Genomic DNA, 19653 nt, shown 5'->3' with positions numbered 1-19653 from the left:
TTCGCCCGCCACCGCCGTACGACCGCCCGGCTGCTCGACGCGGTCGACCGAGGCGAGCCGCCCACGGGCTGCGGCTCGGCGGTACTGCTGGACCGGGCGGCGGCGGACACCCTGCAGCGGATCGCGTTCACGGGCTGAGCCGTCCGGACCGAGTCCATGAGGTCCGGACCGAGTCCGCGAGATCCGAACAGCGTCCACGAAATGCGGTGTTGTCACAGCCACCCGCTAGCCTTCATGGTCACAGCAGTGGTTCCCAGCAGGCGGTAGGCAGATGGACTTCCCGGCAGACTTTCCCGCGGACTTCCCGGCACAGGCGCACCCCCAGCCGCACAGCGGCTGGCCCGGCAACGAGTTGGAGGAGGTGCTCTCGGCCTCCCTCGGCATACCCGCGGCGGTGGGCCGGATCGTCGAGGTCCTGGGCCGGAGCCTGCTCTGGATCCCGCTGCCGGCCGGCGGCGGCCCGGGCAGCGGCGCGCTCGACCTGCCCACGCTGGACATCGACGGCCAGGTGTACGTCCCGGTGTTCAGCTCCGAGGAACAGCTGCGCCAGGCGGCCGGCTCCCACATGTCGTACACCATCGCCCCCGCCGTGGAGTTCGCCCGCGGTCTGCCCCCGCAGGTCGGCATCGCGGTGAACCCCGACGCCCTGGTCGGCATCCCGCTCCCGCCCCCGGCGGTGGCCGAGCTGTGCCGGTCCGGCCGCACCCCGCTCGACGGCCCCGCCACCGGCGGCCGGGTCCGCCTCTTCGAGCCCGACTGGCAGGTCGACCCGGTCGACTTTCTCTCCGCCGCGTCCGCCGAGTTCGCCGAGACCGGTGTGGTCCTCACCGCCCGCCGCTGCCTGGCCGCCATCGAGACGGCCGACCCGGTCATGTTCGTCGGCGTCGAGCTCTCCCGGTGGGAGGGCGACCTCCGTGACCTCCCCCTGCAGGCCCTGGGCAGAGCCCTCGGCAAAGTCCCGGTCGCGTGGCCGGTCAACCTGGTCCTCCTGGACGTGACCGACGACCCGGTGGCCACCTGGCTCAAGTCAAACGTCCGCCCCTTCTATCAGTACGGTCACTAGAAGCCGACGCAGGGGCAGCCGACCTGGGGGCGCGGGGCTGTGTCCGATATGCGGCTCCGCCGCAGGGGCGCGAGTACCCCCCACGACCCCCGCACCCGCGCACGCACACGAGGCCCCGGGCTACTAGGCGCATAAGCTGTCTCCCAACGCAGGGCACTGAAAAGAAGGGCACGAGGTGAGCGCGAGTCACAGCGGCAGCGTGACGCACATGCTGCGCCAGGTCACCCCCAGCCGCTACGACGCCTACGAGGCCCTGCTGCGCGCCCTCGCCACCCCGTCCGCCGGCCAGATCTGGATGCTCCTGTGGCACGGCCAGGCCGGCTCCCCGGACGCCCAGTACGGGAACATGGAAGTCGACGGCTTTCACTACGCCCCCTGCGTCACCTCCGCCCAGGAACTCTCAGCCAGCGGGTGGAACCGGTCGTACGAGGTCGTCGACGCCCTGGACGTGGCCCGCACCCTCTACCCGGACCACTACGGCCTCTGGCTCGACCCGCACGCCTCGGGCGGCGGCGTCGGCATCCCCTGGCTGGACCTGCGCCGCATCGCCACCGGCCTGGACCGCCAGCCCGCCGGCCCCCTCCGGCTCACCGAGCCCGGCATCGAGATCCCCCAGTTCTACGCCCTGCTCGCGCAGAACGCCCACCGCACCCCGGCCCTGCGCTCCCTGCGCCGCGCCTGGGTGCAGCCGGCGCTCGGCGCGCCGTACCTCGCCCTCGGCCTGGATGTGTACGACACCTCGCCGGCCGCGGTCGACTCGGTGCGCGCGATGATGCAGCAGTCCGTGGGCGCGGTCCCGGAGGGCCTGCCGGTGTCGACGGTCGCGATGACCGATGACTACGACCCGGTGGTGATCTGGATGCGGGCCAACGCCCGCCCGTTCTACGACCGCGAGGCCCACGCGGCCCCGCCCCAGCCCCAGCTCCAGGCCTCCCCCCAGCAGCAGGCCCCGGCCGCCGGATACGGCTATCCGCCGGTGCATGGCGGCTACTGACCTGCACATATGGGCTAAATGCCCCTTCTCTACGGCGGCCTGTGCCGTCCGTTCGCCGTGACTTCCTGTCCGCATAACAGGAAACGCCTGCTTGCATCACGGTTGCGCATCCATTCGTTGTCAAGGCTGGCGGCTGATCGCGCCAGCGTTGAAGACTCCCCCTTCAAGGGGTTCGCCCCTGTGTACGACGGACTGATTGATGCCGCTACCAGCGGCAAGTGCGGGCCGGCTACCGCCGGTTGAGAGGGGTCCCAGCCTGATGACGGCACCATTGCACGAGCCGGCCGCTGAAGTCGCCCCGGGTGCGGCAGAGGAAGCGGCGGTCGCGGCCACCGGCGTGAAGGCCGTCCAGGGCCGGTCCCTGGGCCGGATCGCCTGGGAGCGCCTCAAGCGGGACAAACTCGCCCTGACGGGCGGCATCGTCGTGCTTCTCCTCATCGTGATCGCGCTGCTCGCACCGCTGATCACGAACCTCGTCGGCCAGGACCCGGATGTCTACCACCAGGACCTGATCGACCCGCTGTTCAGCACCCCCAAGGGCTCGATGGGCGGCATCAGCGGCGACCACCTGCTCGGTGTGGAGCCGGTCAACGGCCGCGACATCTTCGCCCGCATCCTGTACGGCGCCCGGATCTCGCTGCTCGTCGGCTTCCTGTCCGCCGTGGTCGCCGTCGTCCTGGGCACCATCCTCGGCATCCTGGCGGGCTTCTTCGGCGGCTGGGTGGACTCGCTCATCAGCCGCGTCATGGACGGCCTGCTCGCCTTCCCGCAGCTGCTGTTCATCATCGCGCTGGTCTCCGTCATGCCCAACCAGATGCTGGGGCTCACCGGCACGGGCGTGCGTGTGTTCGTGATGATCCTGGTCATCGGCTTCTTCGGCTGGCCGTACATCGGCCGTGTCGTGCGCGGCCAGACCCTCTCGCTGCGCGAGCGCGAGTACGTCGAGGCGGCCCGCTCGCTCGGCGCCGGGCAGTTCTACATCCTCTTCAAGGAACTGCTGCCCAACCTCGTCGCGCCCATCATCGTCTACACGACGATGATGATCCCCACGAACATCCTCACCGAGGCGGCGCTCAGCTTCCTGGGCGTGGGCGTCAAGCCGCCCACGTCCTCCTGGGGGCAGATGCTCTCGAGTGCGATCGACTACTACGACTCGGACCCCATGTACATGGTGATCCCGGGCGTGGCGATCTTCATCACGGTTCTTGCCTTCAACCTCTTCGGCGACGGCGTGCGGGACGCGCTCGACCCGAAGGGCTCCCGCTGAAGTGCCGTACCCCAAGCGTCCCGTGAGCTCTTCCACGGGGTCTCTCATCAATTCCGGAGGATCCGAGATCGTGACTACCCAACGCACCTCAGGGCGGCGCAAGCAGGCCCTTGCCGCTGCCGCAGTGGTCGCCGGGCTGCTGACCACGGCGGCGTGCGGCGGAGGCAACGGCAGCGGCTCGAAGGACGGCGCAGCCGGCTTCGACGCGGCGAACAACAAGGTGGCCCAGGCCGACCAGGCCAAGAAGGGCGGCACCCTGAAGTTCGTGAGCACGCAGGACGCCGACTCGTGGGACACCACGCGCGGCTACTACGGCTTCATGTGGGACTTCTCCCGCTACTACAGCCGTCAGCTGCTCACCTACAAGACGGCGCCGGGTGCCGAGGGCGCGAAGCTCACCCCGGACCTCGCCACCGACAGCGGCAAGGTCTCGGCCGACGGCAAGACCTACACGTTCACCCTGCGTGACGGCATCACCTGGGAGGACGGCAAGCCGATCACCTCCCAGGACATCAAGTACGGCATCGAGCGCTCCTGGGCGCAGGACGTCCTGTCCGGCGGTCCGGTCTACCTGCAGCAGATGCTGGACCCGAACAACACCTACAAGGGTCCGTACAAGGACACCTCGAAGGACCACCTGGGCCTGAAGGCGATCGACACGCCGGACGCGAAGACGATCGTCTTCCACCTGCCGACGGCCAACTCGGACTTCCTCCAGGTGCTGGCGATGACCACGGCCTCCCCGGTCCGCCAGGACAAGGACACCAAGTCCAAGTACGGCCTGCACCCGTTCTCCTCGGGCCCGTACAAGTTCCAGTCGTACAGCCCGGGCAAGAACCTGGTCCTGGTCCGCAACTCCAACTGGAAGGCGTCCTCGGACCCGGTCCGCAAGGCGTACCCGGACCAGATCACCCTGGACATCTCCACCAACCAGGCCGACTCGGACCAGCGCCTGATCGACGGCGACTACGACATCGACGCCTCCCAGACCGGCCTGGGCCCGCAGGGCCGCCAGATCGCCCTGAAGCAGCACAAGGACAACCTGGACAACCCGGTCTCCGGCTTCATCCGCTACGCGGTCTTCCCGCAGAGCGTCAAGCCGTTCGACAACCTCCACTGCCGCAAGGCCGTGATCTACGCAGCCGACCACGTGTCGCTGCAGACCGCCCGCGGTGGCCCGATCGCCGGTGGTGACATCGGCACCAACATGCTCCCGCCGTCGGTCGCCGGTGGCGAGGGCCAGAAGTACGACCCGTACCAGATCTCGGGTGCCAACAAGAACGGCAACGTCAACCTGGCCAAGCAGGAGCTCAAGGCCTGCGGTCAGCCGAACGGCTTCTCGACCACCATCGCCGTCCGCAACAACAAGGCGCAGGAAGTCGCCACCGCCGAGTCCCTGCAGGCCGCGCTGAAGAAGGTCGGCATCAACGCCGACATCTACCAGTACGACGGCTCGCAGAGCCCGGGCATCATCGGCTCGCCCTCGAACGTCGCGAAGAAGAAGCTCGGCATCATCATCATGGGCTGGGGTCCGGACTTCCCGACCGTCCAGGGCTACGGCATCCCGCTGTGGGACAGCAAGTACATCCTGCAGAGCGGTAACAACAACTACGCCCTGATCAAGGACAAGACGATCGACGGGCTCTTCGACCAGTACACCACCACGCTGGACGAGGCGAAGAAGACCCAGATCTCCACGGAGATCAACCACAAGGTGATGGAGGGCGCGTACTACCTGCCCTTCACCTTCGAGCGGCTGCTCAACATCCGCTCCTCGCGTCTGGCCAACGTGTACACGACGAACGCGTACAGCGGTTACTACGACTTCGTCAACCTCGGCCTGAAGTCCACGAAGTAGTCCCGGCACACCCGCCGAACGGCACGAAAGGCAGGTGAAGGCCGGCGCGGCGAGCCGCGGGCCCACGGAAGACCTCCGGGGGCCCGCGGTCCGCGGCGGGCCGTAAGCTGTGCTCGCTTACCTCATCAGGCGGCTGTTCGCCGCCGTAGTGATGCTGGTGGTCATCATCCTGGTGGTCTTCAGCATCTTCTTCCTCGTCCCCAAGTGGGCGGGCGTGGACATCGCCACGAGCTTCGTGGGCAAGCAGGCAGACCCGCACGCCGTCGAGGCGGTGCGCGAGAAGCTGGGTCTGAGCGACCCGATCTACTCGCAGGTCTGGCACTTCTTCAAGGGCATCTTCGTGGGCCGCACCTACGCGGCCGGCGGCGATGTCACCCACTGTGCCGCGCCGTGCTTCGGCTACTCCTTCCGCAGTGAGCAGGCCGTCTGGCCGGTGCTGACCGACCGCTTCCCGGTGACCCTGGGTCTCGCGCTCGGCGCCGCCGTGCTGTGGCTGGTCTTCGGTGTCGCCGCGGGTGTGCTCTCCGCCCTCAAGCGGGGCAGCCTGTGGGACCGCGGCGCGATGGTCGTCGCCCTCAGCGGTGTCTCGCTGCCGATCTACTTCACGGGTCTGCTCTCGCTGGCGATCTTCAGCTACGGACTCAACTGGATCAACGGCCAGTACGTCTCGATCAGCGACAGCTTCTCCGGCTGGCTCGGCGGCATGATCCTGCCCTGGATCACCCTCGCCTTCCTGTACGCGGCGATGTACGCCCGGATCACCCGCGCCACGATGCTGGAGATCCTCGGCGAGGACTACATCCGCACCGCCCGCGCCAAGGGCCTCACGGAGAAGGTCGTCATCAGCAAGCACGCCATGCGCTCGACGATGACCCCGATCCTGACCATGCTCGGCATGGACCTCGGCGCCCTGATCGGCGGCGCGATCCTCACCGAGACCACGTTCAGCATCCCCGGCCTCGGCCAGGCCGTGCTGACCGCAATCAAGAACCAGGACCTCCCCATCATCCTGGGCGTCACCCTGATCACCTCCCTCGCGGTGCTCCTCGCCAACCTCGCGGTGGACATCCTGTACGCCGTGATCGACCCCCGAGTGAGGCTCGCATGACCGAACTCAGCAAGACCGGAGCTGCCGTGGGCGAGCCCACGGACGCCTCGCCCGCGCCGACCTCCTTTCTCGAAGTGCGCGACCTGAAGGTGCACTTCCCGACCGACGACGGTCTGGTGAAGTCCGTCGACGGCCTGAGCTTCCAGCTGGAGAAGGGCAAGACGCTCGGCATCGTCGGCGAGTCCGGCTCCGGCAAGTCCGTCACCTCGCTCGGCATCATGGGCCTGCACACCGCCGGCCAGTACGGCAAGCGCAAGGCGCAGATCTCCGGCGAGATCTGGCTGAACGGCACCGAGCTGCTGTCCGCCGACCCCGACCACGTGCGCAAGCTGCGGGGCCGCGAGATGGCGATGATCTTCCAGGATCCGCTGTCCGCGCTGCACCCGTACTACACGATCGGCGCGCAGATCGTGGAGGCCTACCGGATCCACCACGACGTCGACAAGAAGACCGCCCGCAAGCGGGCGATCGAGATGCTCGACCGCGTGGGCATCCCGCAGCCGGACAAGCGGGTGGACAACTACCCGCACGAGTTCTCCGGCGGTATGCGCCAGCGCGCCATGATCGCCATGTCGCTCGTGAACAACCCCGAACTGCTCATCGCGGACGAGCCGACCACCGCGCTCGACGTGACGGTCCAGGCGCAGATCCTGGACCTGATCCGCGATCTGCAGAAGGAGTTCGGCTCCGCGGTCATCATCATCACCCACGACCTGGGCGTCGTAGCCGAACTGGCCGACGACATCCTCGTGATGTACGGCGGCCGCTGCGTCGAGCGCGGCCCGGCCGAGAAGGTGTTCTACGAGCCCCGTCACCCCTACACCTGGGGTCTGCTCGGCTCGATGCCGCGCCTGGACCGCGACCAGCAGGAGCGCCTGATCCCGGTCAAGGGCTCCCCGCCCTCGCTGATCAACATCCCGTCCGGCTGCGCCTTCAACCCGCGCTGCCCGTACGCGGACCTCCCGAAGGACAACCTGACCCGCACCGTCCGCCCGGATCTGTCCGAGGTCGGAGCGGGGCACTGGGCCGCCTGCCATATGTCGCAGGAGGAGCGGGAACGGATCTGGACCGAAGAGATTGCGCCGAAGCTGTGAGTGAGAACGCAGAGGACAAAGAGGCGAAGGCTGCCGGTGCGGCCACCCTCAGCAAGGACGCCGCGCCCGGCGAGACCCTGCTGAAGGTGACCGGGCTGCAGAAGCACTTCCCCATCAAGAAGGGCCTGTTCCAGCGGCAGGTAGGCGCCGTGCGCGCGGTCGACGGGCTCGACTTCGAGGTCCGCTCCGGCGAAACCCTCGGCGTCGTGGGCGAGTCGGGCTGCGGCAAGTCGACGATGGGCCGGCTGATCACCCGGCTGCTCGAACCGACCGCCGGCACCATCGAGTTCGAGGGCAAGGACATCACGCACCTCGGCGTGGGCGGCATGCGCCCGATGCGCCGCGATGTGCAGATGATCTTCCAGGACCCGTACTCGTCGCTGAACCCGCGGCACACCATCGGCACGATCGTCGGGGCCCCCTTCCGGCTGCAGGGCGTCGAGCCCGAGGGCGGCATCAAGAAGGAGGTCCAGCGGCTCCTGTCGGTCGTCGGCCTCAACCCCGAGCACTACAACCGCTATCCGCACGAGTTCTCCGGCGGCCAGCGCCAGCGCATCGGCATCGCCCGCGCGCTCGCTCTGAAGCCGAAGCTGGTCGTCGCGGACGAGCCGGTGTCCGCGCTGGACGTGTCGATCCAGGCGCAGGTCGTGAACCTCATGGACGACCTCCAGGAGGAACTGGGCCTGACGTATGTGATCATCGCGCACGACCTCTCGGTCGTCCGGCACGTGTCGGACCGTATCGCGGTGATGTACCTCGGCAAGATCGTCGAGCTGGCCGACCGGGACTCGCTGTACAAGGCGCCGATGCACCCGTACACCAAGGCGCTGATGTCGGCGGTGCCGATCCCGGACCCGAAGCGGAAGAACGCCAAGAGCGAGCGCATCCTGCTCAAAGGCGACGTGCCCTCGCCGATCTCGCCCCCCTCGGGCTGCCGCTTCCACACCCGGTGCTGGAAGGCGACGGAGATCTGCCGCACCACCGAGCCGGCTCTGCTGGAGCTGAAGCCCGGTCAGCGGGTCGCCTGCCACCACCCGGAGAACTTCGAGGACCAGGCACCGCAGGACACGGTTCTGCTGACCGCCGCGAAGGAGGCGGCGGAGCTGGTCGCCGACGAGGTCCTCGCGGAGTCGGCGGAGACGTCGGCCGCGGTGGCGGCGGAGCTGGCGGAGGAGACCACGGAAGAGGCTGCCGAAGAGACCGGTGCCGAAGAGACCGGTGCCGACGAGGGCTCCGCGGAGGCTTCCGAGTCCGAGTCCGAGTCCGATTCGCAGGAGTCAACCGACAAGTAGCGCATGACAGTCCGGCAAAGTCATGTACATGCCTGAATGGGAGAGTGCAGAGTCGTCCGTGTCCGACCACTGATCGGTACACGCTCGAAAGGGACGACCATGGCACTCTCCCGTTCGGCACGTTCAGGGGCGCTGGTCACCGCCGCGGCCTCCTTCCTCCTCATCGCCGCCGCCCCCGCCCCCACGCCGGGCGCCCCCGGCATCGGCGACCCCTACTTCCCGCAGCTGGGCAACGGCGGCTTCGACGCGCTGCACTACGACCTGAACGTCGCCTACACTCCCGGCACCGGCCGCCTGGACGGCCGTACTACCCTCACCGCCCGCGCCACGCAGAACCTGTCCTCCTTCGACCTTGATCTGCAGCAGCTGGACGTCAGCCGCGTCGAAGTCGACGGCAGACGCGCCGAGTTCACCCGCACCGGGGACGAACTCGTCATCACCCCGCGCCACAGCCTCGCCCGGGGCCGCACCTTCCGGGTGACCGTCACCTACGGCGGCATACCCCAGCCCCTCGGCGGCCCGATCGTGTTCGGCTCCGACTACGGCTGGATGAAGACCGCCGACGGCGTCTTCGTCGCCTGTGAGCCCAACGCCGCCTCCACCTGGTTCCCGTCCAGCGACCATCCCTCCGACAAGGCCACCTACGACATCCGGATCAAGGCACCCCAGGGCCTGACCGGAGTCTCCAACGGCCGGCTCGTGTCGACGTACGACAAGGGCGGCTCGACCTACACCCACTGGCGCGAGTCGAAACCCATGGCGACCTACCTCGCCACCGCCACCATCGGAAAGTTCGACGTGCGCACCGGACGGACCCCCGGCGGCATCCCGGTCTACGTCGCCATCGACCCCGTCCTGAAGAACAGCAACAAAGTCGACGTGTACGCCGTCACCGCCGCCGCGACCGACTACTGGTCGAAGATCTTCGGGCCGTACCCGTTCGAGGAGACCGGCGCCATCGTGGACGACATGCCCGAGGCCGGGTTCTCGCTGGAGGTGCAGAGCAAGCCCGCCTACTCGGGGGTGCGCAGCGAGACGACCATCGTGCACGAGCTGGCCCACCAGTGGTTCGGCGACTCGGTGAGCGTCAAGCAGTGGAAGGACATCTGGCTCAACGAGGGCTTCGCCACCTACGCCCAGTGGCTGTGGGCCGAGCACCAGGGCACCCGCTCGGCCCACGACTCGTTCCTGGCCGCCTACAACGCCCTCCAAGCCGACGACGCGTTCTGGCAGCTCAAGGTCGCCGACCCGCAGCGCGACACGATGTTCGCCTCCGCCGTCTACCAGCGTGGCGCGATGACGCTTCAGATGCTCCGGGAGCGCATCGGCGACAAGGCCTTCTTCAAGCTGCTGCCCGCCTGGACGACGCTCCACCGGTACGGCAACGCGGACACCGCGGACTTCATCCGCCTCGCCGAGCGCGTCAGTGGACAGCGGCTGGACGACCTCTTCCACACCTGGCTGTTCACGCCGGGGAAACCCGCCCTGTGAGCCTGGTTTTGTAAGGTTCATGCACTCGGCGAGTGACAATGTCGGGGTGCAGCTCCAGCAGATCTTCAGCCCCTCCGTCCAGCACGCGCTCGATGTCATCGGCATCTTCGTGTTCGCGATCTCCGGCGCGCTGCTGGCCGTCCGGAAGAACTTCGACGTGTTCGGCATCGCCGTACTCGCCGAGGTGACCGCGCTGGGCGGAGGGCTGTTCCGCGACCTCATCATCGGAGCCGTACCCCCGGCCGCCTTCACCGACCTCGGGTACTTCCTGACCCCGCTGCTGGCCGCGCTGGTCGTCTTCTTCCTGCACCCGCACGTGGAACGCATCCAGTCGGCGGTGCTGGTCTTCGACGCGGCCGGCCTCGGCCTGTTCTGCGTCAGCGGTACGACGAAGGCGTACAGCTACGGCCTCAACCTGACCGCGTCGGCGACACTCGGCCTCGCCACCGCCGTCGGCGGCGGTGTGCTCCGGGACGTGCTCGCCAACGAGGTGCCCTCACTGCTGCGCTGGGACCGCGATCTGTACGCGGTCCCAGCGATCGTCGGCGCCACCATGGTGGTGCTGTGCCTGCGCTACGACGTCCTCACCCCGTTCACCAGCGGACTGGCCGCCGTCACGGCTTTCGTGCTGCGCCTGCTCGCGATGCGGTTCCACTGGCGAGCTCCGCGCGCGTGGAACCGCCGGTCGACGGTGACCGAGGAGTGATCGGGCTGCCCGTGTGCGTGCCGGTGTGCCCGGCGCTGCTGCCGTGCCCGATCTCCATGGTCAGCCACTCGAACACCGTCGGCACCTGCGGCCGCCACAGCGCCATCGAGTGCCCGCCCAGGCTGCGCGGCAGGAACACCACCCGCACATACGTCGGCGGCTTCGCGATCTGCTCCAGCGCCACCCCGGCCTGGTAGCCGTCGCCGTTCTCACCGGAGATGTACAGCGCGACCTTCGGCGGGGTGCGGTAGTTCTTCAGGATGTAGTAGGGGTTGTTGGCCCGCCGCAGCTCGATGCTCCCGGCGGCCAGCGAGTTACGCTCGCCGATCGGGTCGTTGTAGCCGGACAGGCTGATGGCGGCCCGGTAGCGGTCGGGGTGCGCGACGGCGAGCTTGGCCGCACAGTGGGCGCCGGCCGAGTAGCCGGCCGCGGCCCAGCCGTCCGGCGCTGACTCGGCGCGGAAGTTGTCCGTGATCATCTTCGGCACGTCGATGCTCAGCCAGGTGTCCGCGTTCACGGTGCCGGGGATGTTGGCGCACCCAGTGTCGATCTTGGCGATCAGGTTCGTCCGCGGGGACACCAGGATGAACGGGGCGACCTGGCCGCTCTTCATGAGCGGTTCCAGCTGCTCGTGCACCTTCAGTGAGCCGAACCAGGCCTTCGCCGAACCCGGATAGCCCGACAGCAGTTCGACGACCGGGAACTTCTTGTTCTTGTACGCCGGGTCGTTGTACTGCGGCGGCAGCCAGACGTAGACCTCGGCGTTCACACCCGACACCCGGCCCTTGAGCTGGGTGACCTTGACGCCGCCGGCCGCGTGCATGCCGGGCCCGTCGGCGGGGGTGAACTTCTGCTGCACCTTGGGCAGCTTCTTGTACGCGATGCCGCCGGTGCCGTCGGCGCCGAGGTTGGCGGCCTGCTGCACATGGTTGCCCGTGCCGAGCAGGTCGGCCCAGTTGTCGTACAGGTTGTTCGAGTTGTTGACCAGCACGAAGACGAGCGTGATGGCCGTGCCCTGGGCGAACAGCAGCATCAGCACCCGGGTTGCGGCGCGCAGGGCCTTGGGCCCGCGCACTCGCGACCAGAGGACGAGCGGCAGTATCAGTGCGACCACGGCCAGCAAGATGGTCGTGTAGAGGAACGGAGTCCCGGTGAGGCTCATGTCCCCATAGAGGGTAATCAGCGCTGCGAGGTTGTGGACGTGTCCGGACACTTACCGAGAAATTGCCGGAACCTCACTCGACCGAGGGATCCGATGGTAGTCGGTCACCGGCCGAAGAGCTACAAAGCTACCGCTTAGTAGTTTCCTGTTGTACCGTTCACCCATGCCAGAAGCAGCTTCCGCCCCCTCCCCATCCCGGGTCGTGACCGGCGACAGCGAGTTCGACCGCGACAGCGCGGTAGTCCGGCGCGAGCCCGGTGTCTACGACATCGACCTGTCCGACGGCTGGACCATCTTCGGTGCCGTCAACGGCGGCTTTCTGCTGGCCGTCCTCGGCCGTGCCCTCGCGGACGCCCTCCCGCACCCGGACCCGTTCACCATCTCCGCGCACTATCTGACCGCCTCCCGGCCCGGCCCGGCGGTCGTGCGTACCGAAGCGGTCCGCACCGGCCGCACCCTCTCCACCGGCCAGGCCTCGCTCTTCCAGTACGACGACGAGGGCGACGAGGTCGAACGCATCCGCGTCCTGGCCTCCTACGGCGACCTCGCCACCCTCCCCGACGACGTCCGTACGACGGCGACGCCGCCCGCGATCCCGCCGCTGGAACAGTGCTTCGGGCCCGACGACGGCCCGGCCCCGGTCGACGGCGGCTCCGCCATCGCCGACCGGCTGATGATCAAGCTGGACCCGGCCACCCTCGGCTGGGCGCTGGGCGCGCCCTCCGGCAAGGGCCAGATGCGCGCCTGGTTCGGTCTGGCCGACGGCCGCGACGCGGACCCCCTCTCGCTGCTGCTGGCGGTGGACGCCCTGCCGCCCACCGCCTTCGAGATCGGACTCAAGGGCTGGGTCCCGACGGTGGAACTCACCGTCCATGTCCGCCACCGCCCGGCCCCCGGCCCGCTGCGGGTGTCCGTCACCACCCGCAACCTGGCCGGCGGCTTCCTGGAGGAGGACGCCGAGGTCTGGGACAGCGAAGACCGTCTGGTCGCCCAGTCCCGGCAGCTGGCCCGGGTCAGGCTCGGCTGAGCGGCTTGCGGCCCAGCCAGGCCGCCAGCTGGTCGTAGGCTCCCGCTTCCTCGGGCGCTTCCTGGCGGGTGCCGAAGGGGGTTTCCTCGCCGCGGGGGCGGGAGTCGGGCAGTACCCGGCGGGCGGTGGCGAGGGCGAACTCGGCCAGCTCCAGGTCGAGTTGAAGGGGGTGGCCGAGGGCCTCGGCGAGGTCCCAGGTGTGGGTCACGATCTCCATGACGTAGCCCGAGAGGGCCGCATGGCCGGGGACCTCGCCCCAGGGCACCCGTACCGGGGCCGTCATCCGCTCGTCGCTCTCCCATGCCTCCAGGACGCGGACGCGCACCTCGTCGTAGGCCGCCGACCAGCCGTCGTCCGCGACGCCGTCGGCGAACGGGTGCACGGCGAGCCCGTCCCCGCCCTCGCCGATCACCGCGATCCGCCGGGTGGCCCCGACGATGTGGCTCAGCAGCATGCGCACGTCGTACTCGGTACAGGGGGTCGGCCGGGTGAGGTCTTCGGGGCGCACGGTCTTGATGAGCGCGGCCGCCTGCTCGGTGGCGCGGGTGTAGAGGGGGCGGGGGTCGGTGAACACGTTCGTCATGATGTGCCTCTCGGTGAGCCGGTACGCCGAGCATCCCCGGATAACCTGACAGATACCGTCAACATTTGCGTGAGCCCGTACCGCGGCGGAATGCTGGGCGCGTGAAGTCCGACCGGCTGCTGTCGATCCTGCTGCTCCTGCAGACCCGGGGCCGCGTCCCCGCGCCCGAACTCGCCGACCGGCTGGAGGTGTCGGTGCGCACCATCTACCGGGACATCGAGGCACTGTCGGCCTCCGGCGTCCCGGTGTACGCCGAGCGCGGCCGGCACGGCGGCATCGAACTCCTCGCCGGTTTCCGCACCGACGTCACCGGACTGACCGCCGACGAGTCCCGCGCCCTGTTCATCCTGGCCGCACAGGGCGCTCACGCCGCCCTCGGGCTGGACGCGGCCCTCGGCTCGGCCCTGCGCAAGGTGATGGCCGCGCTGCCGGCGCCGCACCGGCCCGCCGCCGAGGTGACCAGCCGCCGCATCCTGGTGGACGCCACCCGCTGGAAGAGCGGCCCCCAGCAGGCCGTCGACCTGGAGGTGCTCCAGGACGCGGTCTTCTCCGACCGGCGCCTGAAGCTGCGCTACCGGCACAGCGGGGAGCGGGAGCCGCGGACGTACACCGTGGACCCGTACGGCCTCGTCTCCAAGGCCGGGGTCTGGTACCTGGTCGCCGACCGGCGCGGCGCGCCGCAGCTGTTCCGGGCCGACCGGATCCGCTCGGCCCGGCCGCTGGAGGAGCCCGTGCGGCGGCGTCCCGGCGTCGAACTCGCGGACGCCTGGGAGGTGCTGCGGCGCCAGGTGGAGGAGTGGGAGGGCGGGATCGAGGTGACCGTGCGGGTACGGCGCGAGCGGCTGGACATGTTCCGGCGGGTGGCCGCCGCTCATCTGGCCGCTCCGCCGGACGACGACGGCGAGAGCGAGTGGGTCACCGCCCGGCTGGCCTACCCGGTGCTGGGTGCGGTGCGTCAACTCCTCGCGTTCTCCGACCGGGTGGAGGTGCTGGGCCCGCCCGAGGCCCGAGCGGAACTGCTGGCGGCGGTCCGTTCTGTCACGGCCTTGTACCAGGAGGCTCCGGGCTCCTGAATTGACAGCCGGCGGACAGGGTGAGCCCAAGTACCGCCAAGACACCGTTGGTTGAGTGCGGCCCTCAGGACTTCCTCATAGTTCCCGGAGCTGACTCTCATGAAGCGTGCCCGTCTCGTCCCCGCCGTCGCCCTGCTGGCGCTGACCCCGCTGCTGCTGACCGCGTGCGCCTCGGGCGACTCGTCGTCCTCCGGCAGCTCTTCCGGCAGTGGCGGCTCCGGTCGGCGGCAGAGCTGTCAGCGGCCTTCCGGCATGCCCACGGGCGGAGCCAAGGGCCAGCGCCCGAGCGGGATGCCGTCGGGAGCGTCCACCGTGAAGCCGACCGGCACGTCCAGCGGTATGCCCTCGGGCATGGCTGGCGGCGCGCCCGGTGGCCAGGGCGGGCCCGGCGGCGGCTGCGGCGGTCCGGGCGGGGGTCGGGCACGGGGCCAGGCTCAGCAGGGCTGACCTAAGGACAGGCCCGAGGGCCGTACGACGGCCGTACGGCTGTAGGGACCGGCGCGCCGGGCGTGCCGCCCCTGTGCTGTGCGTGCCCAGGGGCGGCTCAGTCCAGCCAGTGGCCGCGGCCGATGGTGATGAGCCGCAGCTGACGGGTGGCGAGCTGGGTGATCCGCTCCCGCTCCTCCGCCGGGGCCTCCAGGGCCTCCAGGAACAGGGAGGCGGTGATGAGCATCTGGTCGACGTAGAGGTGCGCGAGCATCAGCAGGTCGTCGTCGTTCCAGCCGACGGCCTCGGGGTCCTTGGCCAGCTCGGCCTTCACCTCCTCGGCGAACCGGACCAGCTGGGCCCGGATGGCCTCCCGCACCGGCTGCACCCCGCCGTGCCGCTCCCGGGCGATGAACCGGACGTGGGCCGGGTGCGTGTCCACGTGCCGGGCGATCAACTCGATGGCGCGCGCGATGCGTTCCTCGCTGCCGCCCGCCGTGGACACCGTCGTCCGCACCATCGGGTGCAGGCTGCCCAGCGCCTCGTCGACCAGCGCGACACCGAGGTCGGCGGTCGAGCGGAAGTGCCGGTAGAAGGCGGTCGGGGCGACGCCGACGGCCCGGGTGACCTCGCGCAGACCCAGGCTGCTCAGGCTCTGCTCCTCCAGCAGTGCGAGCGCGGCGTCGAGGAACGCCTGCCGGGTCTTCTGCTTCTGCGCCTGCCGGATGCCGAGGGTGTGACTCATGTCATCCAGTTAACAACTGTTCTCTGGAATTGGAAAGCCGCGCGGCGCGCTAGAGTAGAAGTCAGTGAACAACTGTTACTACAACTGTTCACCGAAATTTCACACCGGCCTGCATCACCAGGCATCCCTGAGGGGGGATCTGATCCCATGCTGTTCCTCGTCGCCGCACTCATGCTGCTCGGCGTCGTCCTGGGCACCGTGGCCCACGCGCCGCTGACCGTCACCGCCGTCGTCGCCGCGGTCATCGCCGTCTGGCTCGGCGTCTTCGCGATCCGCGAGCGCCACGGCCGCCGGCGCCGTACGCCGGCCAACTGACCGTCCGCCACGACTTCCAGGAGCTGAACGTCATGCAACTCACCGCACCGGTCACGAGCAGCAACGAGACCCGTCCGACCGCACGTGACGCCGACGGCATGGCCGTGGCGTCCTTCATCCTCGGCCTGCTCGGCCTGCTCGTCCTCAACATCTTCCTCGGACCGATCTCCATCGTCCTGGCCGTGGTGTCCCTCTGGCGCGGCACCACCCGCCGCGCCCGAGCCCTCCTGGGCCTCACCCTGGGCGTGGCCGACCTGGCCGTCCTGGCGATCGCCATGCAGGTGTCCCACACGCTGTCGTGGAGCCTGTGACCCGCCCAAGCCCCACCTGACCGACCGGCCCCCGAGGACGACGGGGCCCCGGCCGGAGCTGGCCCCCCGCCCCCACCGGGGAGCAGCCGAACCGCTCCTGCCGTGGGGTAGTCGAACGGCTTCCGCCGTGGGGCAGCCAACCGCTCCTGCCGTGGGGTAGTCGAACGGCTTCCGCCGTGGGGCAGCCAACCGCTCCCGCCGTGGGGTAGTCGAACGGCTCCCGCCGTGGGGCAGCCAACCGCTACTGCCGTAGGGCAGCCGAACCGCCACCGCCGTGGGCAGTCGTTCCGCAGGGCGGAACGGGTGGGCACGGCCGACAGTGCCGGGCGCCACGCCACCAAGCCCAGGCGCAGCCAACGCAACGCGCACGGCAAGCCCAGCCAACCTGCACGGTCGAAGCCAACCGCAGGGAACCGGCGCCGTAGAATCGGCACACCATGGCTTACCTCGACCACGCCGCGACAACCCCCATGCTCCCGGAGGCGGCTGAGGCTCTGATCGCCCAGCTGAGCATCACGGGCAACGCCTCCTCCCTCCACGCATCCGGCCGCCAGGCACGCCGCACGGTCGAGGAATCCCGCGAAACGCTCGCGGAAGCGCTCGGCGCCCGCCCCAGCGAGGTCGTCTTCACCTCGGGCGGCACCGAGGCCGACAACCTCGCCGTCAAGGGCCTGTACTGGTCCCGTCGCGACGCCGACCCGGCCCGCACCCGCGTCCTGGCCAGCCCCGTCGAGCACCACGCGGTCCTGGACGCGGTCCACTGGCTCGGTGAACACGAGGGCGCCACGGTCGAGTACCTCCCGGTCGACTCCTACGGCCGGGTCCACCCCGAGGCCCTGCGCGAGGCGATCTCCCGCAACCCCGACGACGTCGCCCTGGTCACCGTGATGTGGGCCAACAACGAGATCGGCACCATCCTGCCGGTCCGTGAACTCGCCGACGTGGCCGCCGAGTTCGGTATCCCGATGCACGCCGACGCGGTCCAGGCCCTCGGCCAGGTCCCGGTCGACTTCGCCGCCTCGGGCCTCGCCGCGATGACCGTCTCCGGCCACAAGATCGGCGGCCCGTACGGCATCGGCGCGCTGCTGCTCGGCCGCGACCACACGCCCGTACCCGTCCTGCACGGCGGCGGCCAGGAGCGGCATGTCCGCTCCGGCACCCTCGACGTCCCCGCCATCGCCTCCTTCGCCGTCGCGGGCCGGCTCGCCACCGAGCGGCGCACATGGTTCGCCCGCGAGATCGGCGCCCTGCGCGACCAGCTGATCGCGGCCGTCCGCGGTGCCGTCCCGGACGCCATCCTCGGCGGCGACCCGGCCCCCGAGGGCCGCCTCCCGGCCAACGCGCACTTCACCTTCCCCGGCTGCGAGGGCGACTCCCTGCTGCTCCTGCTGGACGCCCAGGGCATCGAGTGCTCGACCGGCTCCGCCTGTACCGCGGGTGTCGCCCAGCCCAGCCATGTGCTGCTCGCCACCGGCACCGACCCGGACCTGGCTCGCGGCACCCTGCGCTTCTCTCTCGGCCACACGTCCACCGAGGCGGACGTGGAAGCGGTGGCGAAGGCGATCGGCCCGGCGGTGGAAAGGGCGCGCGCCGCGGGCCTGAGTTGAGACGGAAAGAGGCAGCTGGCCAAACAGGGGCAGCTGGCCGAACAGAGGCAGCTGGGCATAAAAGGGCGGCTGAGGCGCAAAGCGACAGCCGCGACGTGAGGCGACCTACGAGGCGGGTTCCCTTCGCCGGTATTGTCCGGATCAGGTAATGGGGGTCGCCTTCCGGTCCAGTCCTTGCGACCTTCCAGCCTCTCAGCCCGAGCGTCGACGTCGGCACCAGCGGAGATCGTCTACCTCTCACTAGGGGAGATACTGCATCTCTCGCTGAAGTCGGCTACTCCGCTTGAACTCCCTCACTCGTCTCGCAGGTCTAATTCCAGGGTAAATCGGTACCTATCGTGCGCAAGAGGTACGGCCTTGATTTTTTCGGAGCCGCGTCGCGGGGCCCGTACCCTGGAAGGGCTATGACTGAGACCCCGCAGCGCCCCCTCCGCGTCCTCGCCGCCATGTCCGGTGGAGTCGACTCCGCCGTCGCCGCCGCGCGCGCCGCGGAAGCCGGCCATGACGTCACCGGTGTCCACCTCGCGCTCTCCGCGAACCCGCAGTCCTTCCGGACCGGCGCGCGGGGCTGTTGCACCATCGAGGACTCCCGTGACGCCCGCCGCGCGGCCGACGTCATCGGCATCCCGTTCTACGTCTGGGACCTCGCCGACCGCTTCCGCGAGGACGTGGTCGAGGACTTCGTCGCCGAGTACGAGGCGGGCCGCACCCCCAACCCGTGCCTGCGCTGCAACGAGAAGATCAAGTTCGCCGCGCTGCTCGACAAGGCGCTGGCGCTGGGCTTCGACGCGGTCTGCACCGGTCACTACGCCAAGGTGATCGTGCGCGAGGACGGCGTGCGCGAGCTGCACCGCGCCTCCGACATGGCGAAGGACCAGTCGTACGTGCTCGGTGTGCTCGACGACAAGCAGCTCGCCCACGCGATGTTCCCGCTCGGCGACACGGTCACCACCAAGGAGGAGATCCGCGCCGAGGCCGAGCGCCGGGGCCTGGCCGTCGCCAAGAAGCCCGACTCGCACGACATCTGCTTCATCGCCGACGGCGACACCCAGGGCTTCCTCGCCCAGCGGCTCGGCAAGGCCGAGGGCGACATCGTCGACGAGTCCGGCGCCAAGCTGGGCACGCACGAGGGCGCGTACGGCTTCACGATCGGCCAGCGCAAGGGCCTGCGCCTCGGCACCCCGGCCCCCGACGGCAAGCCGCGCTACGTCCTCGACATCTCGCCGGTGACGAACACCGTGACCGTCGGCCCGGCCACCGCCCTGGACGTGACCGGGCTGACGGCGATCAAGCCCCGCTGGTGCGGCACCGCCCCCACCGGCCCCGGCACCTACACCGCCCAGCTGCGCGCCCACGGCGGCGAGACCGAGGTCACCGCGGAACCGGCCGACGGCGAGCTGCGCGTCAGCTTCACCGAGCCGGTCCGTGGCGTGGCGCCCGGCCAGGCGATCGTCCTGTACGACGGCACGCGCGTGGTGGGCTCGGCGACGATCGCGACGACCACGCGCGCGACGGCCGCGGCTGTGTAACC

Annotated in this window: 19 protein-coding genes and 1 pseudogene; 17 read left to right on the top strand and 3 right to left on the bottom strand. The window is 69.7% G+C overall.

Annotated elements, in window-relative coordinates; translation table 11 throughout:
* The 10 genes and pseudogenes from M878_RS99795 to M878_RS94135 form a co-directional block, all read left to right on the top strand.
* Positions 1 to 138: pseudogene (locus M878_RS99795) on the top strand (AAA family ATPase); the annotation flags it as partial.
* A 133-nt stretch (positions 139 to 271) separates the two neighbouring features.
* The gene (locus tag M878_RS61995; protein WP_023546603.1) at positions 272 to 1063 is read left to right on the top strand and encodes an enhanced serine sensitivity protein SseB; all 792 of its coding nucleotides are present in this window, start codon (positions 272 to 274) and stop codon (positions 1061 to 1063) included.
* A gap of 208 nt (positions 1064 to 1271) precedes the next feature.
* A complete protein-coding gene (locus M878_RS61990; RefSeq protein ID WP_023546602.1) occupies positions 1272 to 2057 on the top strand; it encodes an enhanced serine sensitivity protein SseB C-terminal domain-containing protein in 786 nt (261 codons plus the stop codon).
* 259 nt (positions 2058 to 2316) lie between these two features.
* Complete coding sequence (locus M878_RS61985; RefSeq protein WP_031224777.1) at positions 2317 to 3324, top strand: ABC transporter permease; 1008 nt, start codon at positions 2317 to 2319, stop codon at positions 3322 to 3324.
* A 70-nt stretch (positions 3325 to 3394) separates the two neighbouring features.
* Positions 3395 to 5182, top strand: coding sequence for an ABC transporter substrate-binding protein (locus tag M878_RS61980; protein ID WP_031224776.1), 1788 nt, complete (start codon positions 3395 to 3397; stop codon positions 5180 to 5182).
* Between the two features lie 109 nt (positions 5183 to 5291).
* The gene (locus tag M878_RS61975; protein WP_023546599.1) at positions 5292 to 6290 is read left to right on the top strand and encodes an ABC transporter permease; all 999 of its coding nucleotides are present in this window, start codon (positions 5292 to 5294) and stop codon (positions 6288 to 6290) included.
* Positions 6287 to 7384: an ABC transporter ATP-binding protein gene (locus M878_RS61970; RefSeq protein ID WP_023546598.1), complete on the top strand. Its 1098-nt coding sequence runs from the start codon at positions 6287 to 6289 to the stop codon at positions 7382 to 7384. The genes M878_RS61975 and M878_RS61970 overlap by 4 nt, the downstream gene beginning before the upstream one ends.
* Positions 7381 to 8676, top strand: coding sequence for an ABC transporter ATP-binding protein (locus tag M878_RS61965; protein WP_023546597.1), 1296 nt, complete (start codon positions 7381 to 7383; stop codon positions 8674 to 8676). The genes M878_RS61970 and M878_RS61965 overlap by 4 nt, the downstream gene beginning before the upstream one ends.
* A 99-nt stretch (positions 8677 to 8775) precedes the next feature.
* Positions 8776 to 10167: a M1 family metallopeptidase gene (locus M878_RS61960; RefSeq protein ID WP_023546596.1), complete on the top strand. Its 1392-nt coding sequence runs from the start codon at positions 8776 to 8778 to the stop codon at positions 10165 to 10167.
* Between the two features lie 19 nt (positions 10168 to 10186).
* The gene (locus tag M878_RS94135) at positions 10187 to 10873 is read left to right on the top strand and encodes a trimeric intracellular cation channel family protein (RefSeq protein WP_078630263.1); all 687 of its coding nucleotides are present in this window, start codon (positions 10187 to 10189) and stop codon (positions 10871 to 10873) included.
* Here M878_RS94135 and M878_RS61950 read toward each other — a convergent pair.
* Positions 10782 to 12035, bottom strand: a complete 1254-nt coding sequence (locus tag M878_RS61950; protein ID WP_023546594.1) for an alpha/beta hydrolase — start codon at positions 12033 to 12035, stop codon at positions 10782 to 10784. The two genes, M878_RS94135 and M878_RS61950, sit on opposite strands and share 92 nt — an antisense overlap.
* A gap of 163 nt (positions 12036 to 12198) precedes the next feature.
* On the opposite strand from M878_RS61950, the gene M878_RS61945 reads away from it, so the two are divergent.
* Positions 12199 to 13062: a thioesterase family protein gene (locus M878_RS61945; RefSeq protein ID WP_031224775.1), complete on the top strand. Its 864-nt coding sequence runs from the start codon at positions 12199 to 12201 to the stop codon at positions 13060 to 13062.
* On the opposite strand, the gene M878_RS61940 is transcribed toward M878_RS61945, so the two are convergent.
* Complete coding sequence (locus tag M878_RS61940) at positions 13049 to 13645, bottom strand: TIGR03086 family metal-binding protein (RefSeq protein WP_023546592.1); 597 nt, start codon at positions 13643 to 13645, stop codon at positions 13049 to 13051. The genes M878_RS61945 and M878_RS61940 overlap by 14 nt on opposite strands.
* Before the next feature lie 101 nt (positions 13646 to 13746).
* Here M878_RS61940 and M878_RS61935 point away from each other — a divergent pair, with 101 nt between their 5' ends.
* Together M878_RS61935 and M878_RS94130 are read left to right on the top strand one after the other, a co-directional pair.
* Complete coding sequence (locus tag M878_RS61935) at positions 13747 to 14718, top strand: helix-turn-helix transcriptional regulator (protein WP_023546591.1); 972 nt, start codon at positions 13747 to 13749, stop codon at positions 14716 to 14718.
* Between the two features lie 99 nt (positions 14719 to 14817).
* On the top strand, positions 14818 to 15165 hold the full coding sequence (locus M878_RS94130; RefSeq protein WP_078630262.1) for a hypothetical protein: 348 nt from the start codon (positions 14818 to 14820) through the stop codon (positions 15163 to 15165).
* Positions 15166 to 15262: 97 nt separating this feature from the next.
* Here M878_RS94130 and M878_RS61930 read toward each other — a convergent pair whose 3' ends face one another.
* Positions 15263 to 15889: a TetR family transcriptional regulator gene (locus M878_RS61930; RefSeq protein WP_023546590.1), complete on the bottom strand. Its 627-nt coding sequence runs from the start codon at positions 15887 to 15889 to the stop codon at positions 15263 to 15265.
* A 147-nt stretch (positions 15890 to 16036) separates the two neighbouring features.
* Between M878_RS61930 and M878_RS98320 the strand changes: the two genes are divergently transcribed.
* The 4 genes from M878_RS98320 to mnmA all read left to right on the top strand — a co-directional run bounded on the left by M878_RS98320 (position 16037) and on the right by mnmA (position 19651).
* Positions 16037 to 16204 carry a hypothetical protein gene (locus M878_RS98320; RefSeq protein WP_023546589.1) on the top strand — a complete coding sequence of 56 codons (168 nt, stop codon included), beginning with the start codon at positions 16037 to 16039 and terminating at the stop codon, positions 16202 to 16204.
* Between the two features lie 32 nt (positions 16205 to 16236).
* Positions 16237 to 16515, top strand: a complete 279-nt coding sequence (locus M878_RS61920) for a hypothetical protein (protein ID WP_023546588.1) — start codon at positions 16237 to 16239, stop codon at positions 16513 to 16515.
* 437 nt (positions 16516 to 16952) lie between these two features.
* The gene (locus tag M878_RS61915; RefSeq protein WP_023546587.1) at positions 16953 to 18122 is read left to right on the top strand and encodes a cysteine desulfurase family protein; all 1170 of its coding nucleotides are present in this window, start codon (positions 16953 to 16955) and stop codon (positions 18120 to 18122) included.
* A gap of 404 nt (positions 18123 to 18526) precedes the next feature.
* Positions 18527 to 19651, top strand: a complete 1125-nt coding sequence (gene mnmA, locus M878_RS61910; RefSeq protein WP_023546586.1) for a tRNA 2-thiouridine(34) synthase MnmA — start codon at positions 18527 to 18529, stop codon at positions 19649 to 19651.
* The last annotated feature ends 2 nt before the right edge of the window (positions 19652 to 19653 follow it).

The sequence above is a fragment of the Streptomyces roseochromogenus subsp. oscitans DS 12.976 genome, from assembly GCF_000497445.1.
GTDB classification, from domain to species: Bacteria; Actinomycetota; Actinomycetes; order Streptomycetales; family Streptomycetaceae; genus Streptomyces; species Streptomyces oscitans.
The sequence above is the reverse complement of the archived record's forward strand: the minus strand, read 5'-3'. Positions and strand labels throughout refer to the sequence as shown.

Bases quoted from the DNA above. Each gene is read 5' to 3' on its own strand.
- M878_RS61995 (WP_023546603.1), top strand. From the start codon at position 272: ATGGACTTCCCGGCAGACTTTCCCGCGGACTTCCCGGCACAGGCGCAC.
- M878_RS61990 (WP_023546602.1), top strand. From the start codon at position 1,272: ATGCTGCGCCAGGTCACCCCCAGCCGCTACGACGCCTACGAGGCCCTG.
- M878_RS61985 (WP_031224777.1), top strand. From the start codon at position 2,317: ATGACGGCACCATTGCACGAGCCGGCCGCTGAAGTCGCCCCGGGTGCG.
- M878_RS61970 (WP_023546598.1), top strand. From the start codon at position 6,287: ATGACCGAACTCAGCAAGACCGGAGCTGCCGTGGGCGAGCCCACGGAC.
- M878_RS61960 (WP_023546596.1), top strand. From the start codon at position 8,776: ATGGCACTCTCCCGTTCGGCACGTTCAGGGGCGCTGGTCACCGCCGCG.
- M878_RS94135 (WP_078630263.1), top strand. From the start codon at position 10,187: ATGCACTCGGCGAGTGACAATGTCGGGGTGCAGCTCCAGCAGATCTTC.
- M878_RS61950 (WP_023546594.1), bottom strand. From the start codon at position 12,035: ATGAGCCTCACCGGGACTCCGTTCCTCTACACGACCATCTTGCTGGCC.
- M878_RS61945 (WP_031224775.1), top strand. From the start codon at position 12,199: ATGCCAGAAGCAGCTTCCGCCCCCTCCCCATCCCGGGTCGTGACCGGC.
- M878_RS61940 (WP_023546592.1), bottom strand. From the start codon at position 13,645: ATGACGAACGTGTTCACCGACCCCCGCCCCCTCTACACCCGCGCCACC.
- M878_RS94130 (WP_078630262.1), top strand. From the start codon at position 14,818: ATGAAGCGTGCCCGTCTCGTCCCCGCCGTCGCCCTGCTGGCGCTGACC.
- M878_RS61930 (WP_023546590.1), bottom strand. From the start codon at position 15,889: ATGAGTCACACCCTCGGCATCCGGCAGGCGCAGAAGCAGAAGACCCGG.
- M878_RS98320 (WP_023546589.1), top strand. From the start codon at position 16,037: ATGCTGTTCCTCGTCGCCGCACTCATGCTGCTCGGCGTCGTCCTGGGC.
- M878_RS61920 (WP_023546588.1), top strand. From the start codon at position 16,237: ATGCAACTCACCGCACCGGTCACGAGCAGCAACGAGACCCGTCCGACC.
- M878_RS61915 (WP_023546587.1), top strand. From the start codon at position 16,953: ATGGCTTACCTCGACCACGCCGCGACAACCCCCATGCTCCCGGAGGCG.
- mnmA (WP_023546586.1), top strand. From the start codon at position 18,527: ATGACTGAGACCCCGCAGCGCCCCCTCCGCGTCCTCGCCGCCATGTCC.